This is a genomic window from uncultured Campylobacter sp. (assembly GCF_938018145.1).
In the GTDB taxonomy this organism is placed as follows: domain Bacteria; phylum Campylobacterota; class Campylobacteria; order Campylobacterales; family Campylobacteraceae; genus Campylobacter_A.
The window spans coordinates 1-5,654 of the sequence record NZ_CALIII010000161.1 but is presented as its reverse complement, the minus strand read 5'-3'; the positions used below and the strand labels follow the sequence as shown (position 1 = coordinate 5,654).

Genomic DNA, 5,654 nt, shown 5'->3' with positions numbered 1-5,654 from the left:
TATCGTCGCTTCTCACGTCTAGCTTTAGCTGCGTGTCGCCCGTGGCGTTGGCGTGGTCGGTGTAGCCTAGATCGGCGTATTTTATCTCTTCGCCGATTTTTACGGCGATCTTTTTAATCGTTTCGAAAATTTCGTTCATTTTAAAACCTTTGCGTTTTTTAGTATCCACTCGCAGATGGCCTGCGTATCGTCTAGATCGAAGTTTGGCTTATCGATCTCGTAGTCTTTTTTATAACTTGCGATCGCGTTTGAAAAGCTAAGATAATCCTCGTTTATCTCGTCCTTAAACACGCTGATACGCGGCAGCGGCAGAGTTTTTAGCCCCTCGACTAATAGCAAATCAAACTCGCCAGCCATCGCTACGACGTCGTCCACACTCTTGCTTTCTTGCGAGAAAAAGGTCGTGCGCGTCGGACTCATGACCGCGACCTCGGCGCCTATTTGGCTAAATTTATAGCTATCCTTGCCCTCGACGTCAAACCTCGCCTTGTCGCCCGGGTCGTGCTTGATGATTACGACTTTTAGCCCGTCATCTATAAATTTTTTGGCGACCTTTAAAATAAGCGTGGTTTTGCCGCTATTTGAAGGTCCGGAAAACGCCATCGCCGCTTTTTTCATTTTTCTCCGAATTTTTGAAATTTACGCGGATTATAGCAAATTTAGGCTTTTTAAAAGCAAAATTTATCTAAAATAGCACCAAATTTAAAGAGGTTTTAAAATGAAAAAGAGCGTATTTTTCTTAAGTTTTATTTTGGCGTTAGTCGGTTGCGCGGATAAAAAATATATCCACGAACCGCTAAAAAACGAGCTTTTAGCCTACACGAGCAAGTCTGAGATCATAGATGCCGATACGAATATCCTAATCGTCGCGACCTATCTAAATCCGATCTATAGCGAGCTAATCGATGAACAAAAAAGAGAGAAATTCGTCGTGGCCGTGCATCCTAAAGAGGTTAAAATTTTAGAGGAGAGCTTCACGGCAAACGGTTTGCAACAAGGCATCATGGTTAGACGCCTAGCCGCAAACGATCCGCTTTTAGAAAAAGTGAGCTTTGAGGTGCCGTGGGCTCAGTATTTTGAGGTCAGCACCCCAGAGATCAAAAGCGACAAAATCAATCTTGATTTCGAAATTTATCCGTCAAAGAAGGCGTCTTTAAGCTTTCAAAAAGTGTCGAAATCGATGTACTGGAACGGAGAAGCCTTAGGTAGATAACATAGTTTGCGAGTACCTTTTTGCCGTAGTCGCGGCTCTCGGCGAAGGGTACTAGCTCCATGGATAAAAACGGCTCATACTTGCCTTCGTTAAAAAGGTCGCCTCGCTGAAGCATCTTTTTGGTAAAGCCGATACCGCCGTTATACGCATAAGCGACAAAAAGCGGATGATAGAGGTATTTCTCCAAATAATTTAAGTGGTGGTCCGCAAATTTTAAAGCAAGACGCGGGTCAAACATATCGTCTTGATCGAAATTTGGGATCGCAAGCTCTTTTTTGCCGATATGGTTAGCCAAAAACGGCATAAACTGCATCATACCGAGCGCATAAGAGGTCGAGATGACGGCCGGGATAAAGCGGCTCTCTTGTCTGCCGATCGCGTAAAGAAGCGCCTTTCTAGTCGCGTTTACGTCCTCTAATTCATCTACAAACGGCATGACGAAGTAGCTATCCTTGTAGCCGCTTGCTTTTTCCATCAGGTAGGCATACTGACCTAGCGTCTCTTTGGTGTTAAAAGTTTCGGAGTGCTTTGCGGCGTCCTCGGCACTCATCTCTTTTATCATTTTAAACGTCTTTTGCCACAAAAACGGGTCTTTTATGTCATAGCCCTCTACCTTTTCTTTCGTAGGCGTCGGCGAGACGATATTTGCGGCCGGACTTGCGCCGGTTAGCTCGTTTGCGTAGAGCGTATAGATATTTACGTCGCGGCTTTGATTTAGCTTCTCAAGATAGCTTTTGTCCTTGCTCAGCAGATACAGCCAAAATACGGCATTATCCTTGCGGTCCTGCCTATCAAATGCCGCCTCGGCTCTAGCAAAAAACCTCATCGCGTCTTTTGGAGAATTTAATAAAACCGCGTTAACGCCGAGCATAAAGGCGTCCTTGCCCGCAAGCTCGGTTTCTTTTATCGCGAGAAAATTTTGCCTAAATTTAGCCGATTTTTTATCGATTATCAAATCGTTTGCTAGAGCGTGAAACTCCTTTTTCGTCGCGAGCGAATTTATAAAATTTGCGTCAAATATCTTATCAAATTTATCCTTGTGCGAGGACTGGTTAAAATAAACCAAAAACGCGTCCGTATCGTTAAATTTGGCAAATTCGTCCTCGGGGTGCTTTTCGTTTAGCGCGCTCAAGCGGCGGTAAATAATCGGATCGGAGTCTTTAAATTTATCCGCCAGCTTTTGCCTCGTTTCCTTTTTTAGCTTCATCATAAAAGGTACTCTGAGGCGCTGTTTTTGGCAGGTTACGTTTGCGTCTAGGATATTTTTCGCGCTTACGCTATCGCAGTTTCCTTTGGTCTTTTTAGGCGGCAAAATTTCAGCCAGTTTCTTTGCTAGCACGCCCGCTCGGCGAAAGACGTCTTTGTTTAAAATTTGCGCCTGCTCCTTAGTGTAGTCGCCTTCGGTTAAAAGACGGTAAAAGTAGTAATCCTTAGCAAGCCCCTTAGGCTCGTCTTTTATCTCCTCAAAGCTCTTAACTCCGCCAAACGCCGCCGCCGCAAAAATCGCGGGCAGGATAAATTTAAGCAGCGTACGCAAACATAAGCCTTACGAAAAATCTATCTATAAACTGAAGCGACAAAAGCACGATAATAGGCGCTATATCTATACCGCCAAAAACCGTCGGTATCACGCGGCGGATAGCGGCATAGACGGGCTCGGTGAGGCGGTAGAGCAGCTGCACGATAGGATTATAGGGATCGGGGCGCACCCAGCTTATGATCGCTGCGCCTATGATGATCCACGTGTAGGCGCTGATAACGATATGCAAGATACTGCCGACTGCTTCTAAAAATACCGAAAATATCATCGTAAAATTTCCTTTAGATACGGTTTGATGAGCGGATATAGCTCGCTAAGCTCAGGGCCGTGTTCGGCGCCCGTGAGCAAAATTCTAAGCGGCATAAAAAAGCCTTTGCCTTTTAGTCCGGTCGCGTCCATGAGAGCTTTTTTTAGCTCGTTAAATTCGCCAAATTCGCTCAAATTTAGCGAATTTACAGCGGCTTTTATCGCCTCGCAACCCGCCTTAAACTCATCTGGGATAAATTTGGTCGCGAAAATCGCATCGACCTTGGCCTTTATCTCGGTTAGTAGGCTGCTTTCTTGCGTGTAAAATCTAGCTATAGCGGCAAATTCAGGCTTTATGCCCATTAGCGCGGCTAGTCTCTCGTCGCTTGCTCTTTTTATGTGCTCTCGGTTGATGTGCTCAAGCTGCTTGACGTCAAATTTGGCCGGAGATGCCGAAACCTTCGAGATATCAAACCACTGCGCGGCTTCTTCTATCGTAAATATTTCAACCGGCGCCTTGTAGCCTAACGAGACGATGTAGTTTGCGATGGCTTCAGGCATAAAGCCTTGCGAGAGTAGCCATTTTACGCTGCTTTCGTTCTCGCGTTTGCTCATTTTTTTGCCCTCGACGTTTAGGATGATAGGCAGGTGGGCGTAGTTTATCTTTTGCGTGTAGCCTAGGCCCTCGCGGATGAGGTCTTGCTTTGGCGTGTTGCTGACGTGATCCTCGCCGCGGATGACGAAGGTAACGCCCTCGAGCATATCATCGACCGCGCAGGCGAAGTTATAAGTCGGCGTAAAATCAGCTCGCATAATCACAAAACTATCGACGTTTTCAGGCTCGAAGCTGATCTCGCCCTTTATAGCGTCTTTAAATTTCATCGTGCCTAGCGGCTTTTTCATGCGCACGACGAAAGGCTTTTGGTTGTTTAGCACTTCATTGTCGCTTAGGTACTCGCATGTGCCGTCGTAGCGGTAGGCTTCGCCTCTAGCCTTTGCGGCTTCTTTTTTGGCCTCAAGCTCGCTTTCGGTGCAAAAGCACGAAAACGCCTTTTTATCTATCAAAAGCTTTGCCGCAAACTCGCGGTGAAATTTCAAATTTTTACTTTGATAATAAAGCGTGTCCCATTTGATACCGAAAAGCTCTAAAATTTCTAAAATTTCCTTGTCTTTTCCGGGGATATTGCGCTCCTTGTCGGTATCCTCGATGCGGATGATAAAGCCGCTTTTATCCTGGAGCGAACAGACGTAGTTTAGGATCGCAACCCTTAAATTTCCCAGATGCATATCGCCTGTCGGCGACGGCGCAAAACGATACATTTTTGTTTCCTTATTGATTTTTAGGGGCGATTATAGCATTTTAAGAATTTAACTTGGCTTTTTTATCTTTTGTGAAGCTAAAATAAATATAATTGATATCTAATTTTAAAATGCAAAGGAAAAAGATGAGTTTCGTTAAGGAATTTAAAGAATTCGCAATGCGCGGCAACGTCATCGACATGGCCGTGGGCGTCGTGATCGGAGGGGCTTTCGGTAAAATCGTTAGCTCGCTAGTGGGCGACGTGATCATGCCAATCGTAGGCGTACTAACGGGCGGCGTAAATTTTACGGATTTAAAATTTACTCTAAAAGACGCAGTCGGCGATACGGCTGCCGTAACCGTAAACTACGGCTCGTTTATACAAACGATGGTCGATTTTACGATTATCGCGTTTTGTATTTTCTGCGTCGTTAAGGCTATAAATTCGCTCAAAAAACCAAAAGCGGAGGAGCCAAAAGCCGAGGAGCCTGCGCCGGTGCCTGAGGACGTCGCGCTTCTAACCGAGATCAGAGATCTTTTAAAAAATAAATAAGAACGCCAAATGCTAGAGCAAATCCCGTTTTTTCAGGGGCTAAACGAGGCCGAGCTAAAAAGGCTAGAAGATATCAGCATCCTAAAAAAATATAAAAAAGGCGAGTTTTTATTTATGGAGGGCGAGGAGTCAAAGTGGCTCCACCTCCTCATAAAAGGCTCTCTCAAGCTCTATAAAATAGGCCCAAAAGGCAAAGAGATTTTTATGCATCAGTTTAACGGGATTAGCTTCGTAGCCGAGCTTGCCAACTTTGAAAATATCAAATTTCCGGCGACGGCGATATTTTTAACGGGCGGCGAGGTGCTAAAAATCGACTATGATAAATTTTACGCCGAGTTTTTATCAAACCCGCGCGTATCGCTGCAAATCATAAAATCGCTCTCGCAAAAGCTAAAAATCGCAAGCGAGCTGATACATCAAGAGCTCGTGCTAAACTCCGAGGCCAAGGTTGCGAGCTTTCTCGTTAATCACGCCGATCTTTTTAACGAGCTAAAACACATCAAAATAGCCTCCATCCTAAACATCACTCCAGAGACGTTTTCAAGGATCTTGGCGAAATTTAAAGCCCAAAATTTGATTGAGTTAGACGCAAACAATAAAATCGTAAATATCGCTACAAACGAACTTTCGGAGATGTTTGAGGGATAAATCGGTCGCTTGCCGGTTTTGTAAATTTAACTCAAATTTTACTTCGCGACTAATCCGCAAGAATTTTAGAAATTTGATCAAATTTGACGTCATTTAACGCCGAATTTAAACGCGGAATTTTAATTTTTCTTCTTTTGTGCAGCTTCGGTATCTG

The 5,654-nt window shown here is 44.6% G+C and carries 7 protein-coding genes and 1 pseudogene; 3 read left to right on the top strand and 5 right to left on the bottom strand.

The window, feature by feature from the left end; translation table 11 throughout:
• Window positions 1-139, bottom strand: a pseudogene (locus Q0338_RS03640) (fructose-bisphosphatase class I); the annotation flags it as partial.
• The gene (gene mobB, locus Q0338_RS03635) at window positions 136-618 is read right to left on the bottom strand and encodes a molybdopterin-guanine dinucleotide biosynthesis protein B (protein ID WP_298085573.1); all 483 of its coding nucleotides are present in this window, start codon (window positions 616-618) and stop codon (window positions 136-138) included. The gene mobB and the pseudogene Q0338_RS03640, both read right to left, overlap by 4 nt.
• 100 nt (window positions 619-718) lie before the next feature.
• Here mobB and Q0338_RS03630 point away from each other — a divergent pair, with 100 nt between their 5' ends.
• Window positions 719-1,213: a hypothetical protein gene (locus Q0338_RS03630; protein WP_298085572.1), complete on the top strand. Its 495-nt coding sequence runs from the start codon at window positions 719-721 to the stop codon at window positions 1,211-1,213.
• Here the strand turns inward: Q0338_RS03630 and Q0338_RS03625 are convergent.
• From Q0338_RS03625 to gltX, 3 genes are read right to left on the bottom strand one after another with little or no spacing between them, the layout of a single operon-like run.
• Complete coding sequence (locus Q0338_RS03625; protein WP_298085571.1) at window positions 1,113-2,750, bottom strand: lytic transglycosylase domain-containing protein; 1,638 nt, start codon at window positions 2,748-2,750, stop codon at window positions 1,113-1,115. The two genes, Q0338_RS03630 and Q0338_RS03625, sit on opposite strands and share 101 nt — an antisense overlap.
• Window positions 2,734-3,021 (bottom strand): YggT family protein, encoded by a 288-nt coding sequence (locus Q0338_RS03620; RefSeq protein WP_297940707.1) that lies wholly within the window; start codon window positions 3,019-3,021, stop codon window positions 2,734-2,736. Before Q0338_RS03620 ends, Q0338_RS03625 begins: the two co-directional genes overlap by 17 nt.
• Window positions 3,018-4,319 (bottom strand): glutamate--tRNA ligase, encoded by a 1,302-nt coding sequence (gene gltX / locus Q0338_RS03615; protein ID WP_298085570.1) that lies wholly within the window; start codon window positions 4,317-4,319, stop codon window positions 3,018-3,020. Before gltX ends, Q0338_RS03620 begins: the two co-directional genes overlap by 4 nt.
• Before the next feature lie 125 nt (window positions 4,320-4,444).
• Here gltX and mscL point away from each other — a divergent pair, with 125 nt between their 5' ends.
• Both mscL and Q0338_RS03605 read left to right on the top strand, forming a co-directional pair.
• A complete protein-coding gene (gene mscL / locus Q0338_RS03610; protein WP_298085569.1) occupies window positions 4,445-4,852 on the top strand; it encodes a large-conductance mechanosensitive channel protein MscL in 408 nt (135 codons plus the stop codon).
• 9 nt (window positions 4,853-4,861) lie between these two features.
• Window positions 4,862-5,500 carry a Crp/Fnr family transcriptional regulator gene (locus Q0338_RS03605; protein WP_298085568.1) on the top strand — a complete coding sequence of 213 codons (639 nt, stop codon included), beginning with the start codon at window positions 4,862-4,864 and terminating at the stop codon, window positions 5,498-5,500.
• Window positions 5,501-5,654 lie beyond the last annotated feature (154 nt).

Bases quoted from the DNA above. Each gene is read 5' to 3' on its own strand.
- mobB (WP_298085573.1), bottom strand. From the start codon at position 618: ATGAAAAAAGCGGCGATGGCGTTTTCCGGACCTTCAAATAGCGGCAAA.
- Q0338_RS03630 (WP_298085572.1), top strand. From the start codon at position 719: ATGAAAAAGAGCGTATTTTTCTTAAGTTTTATTTTGGCGTTAGTCGGT.
- Q0338_RS03620 (WP_297940707.1), bottom strand. From the start codon at position 3,021: ATGATATTTTCGGTATTTTTAGAAGCAGTCGGCAGTATCTTGCATATC.
- gltX (WP_298085570.1), bottom strand. From the start codon at position 4,319: ATGTATCGTTTTGCGCCGTCGCCGACAGGCGATATGCATCTGGGAAAT.
- mscL (WP_298085569.1), top strand. From the start codon at position 4,445: ATGAGTTTCGTTAAGGAATTTAAAGAATTCGCAATGCGCGGCAACGTC.
- Q0338_RS03605 (WP_298085568.1), top strand. From the start codon at position 4,862: ATGCTAGAGCAAATCCCGTTTTTTCAGGGGCTAAACGAGGCCGAGCTA.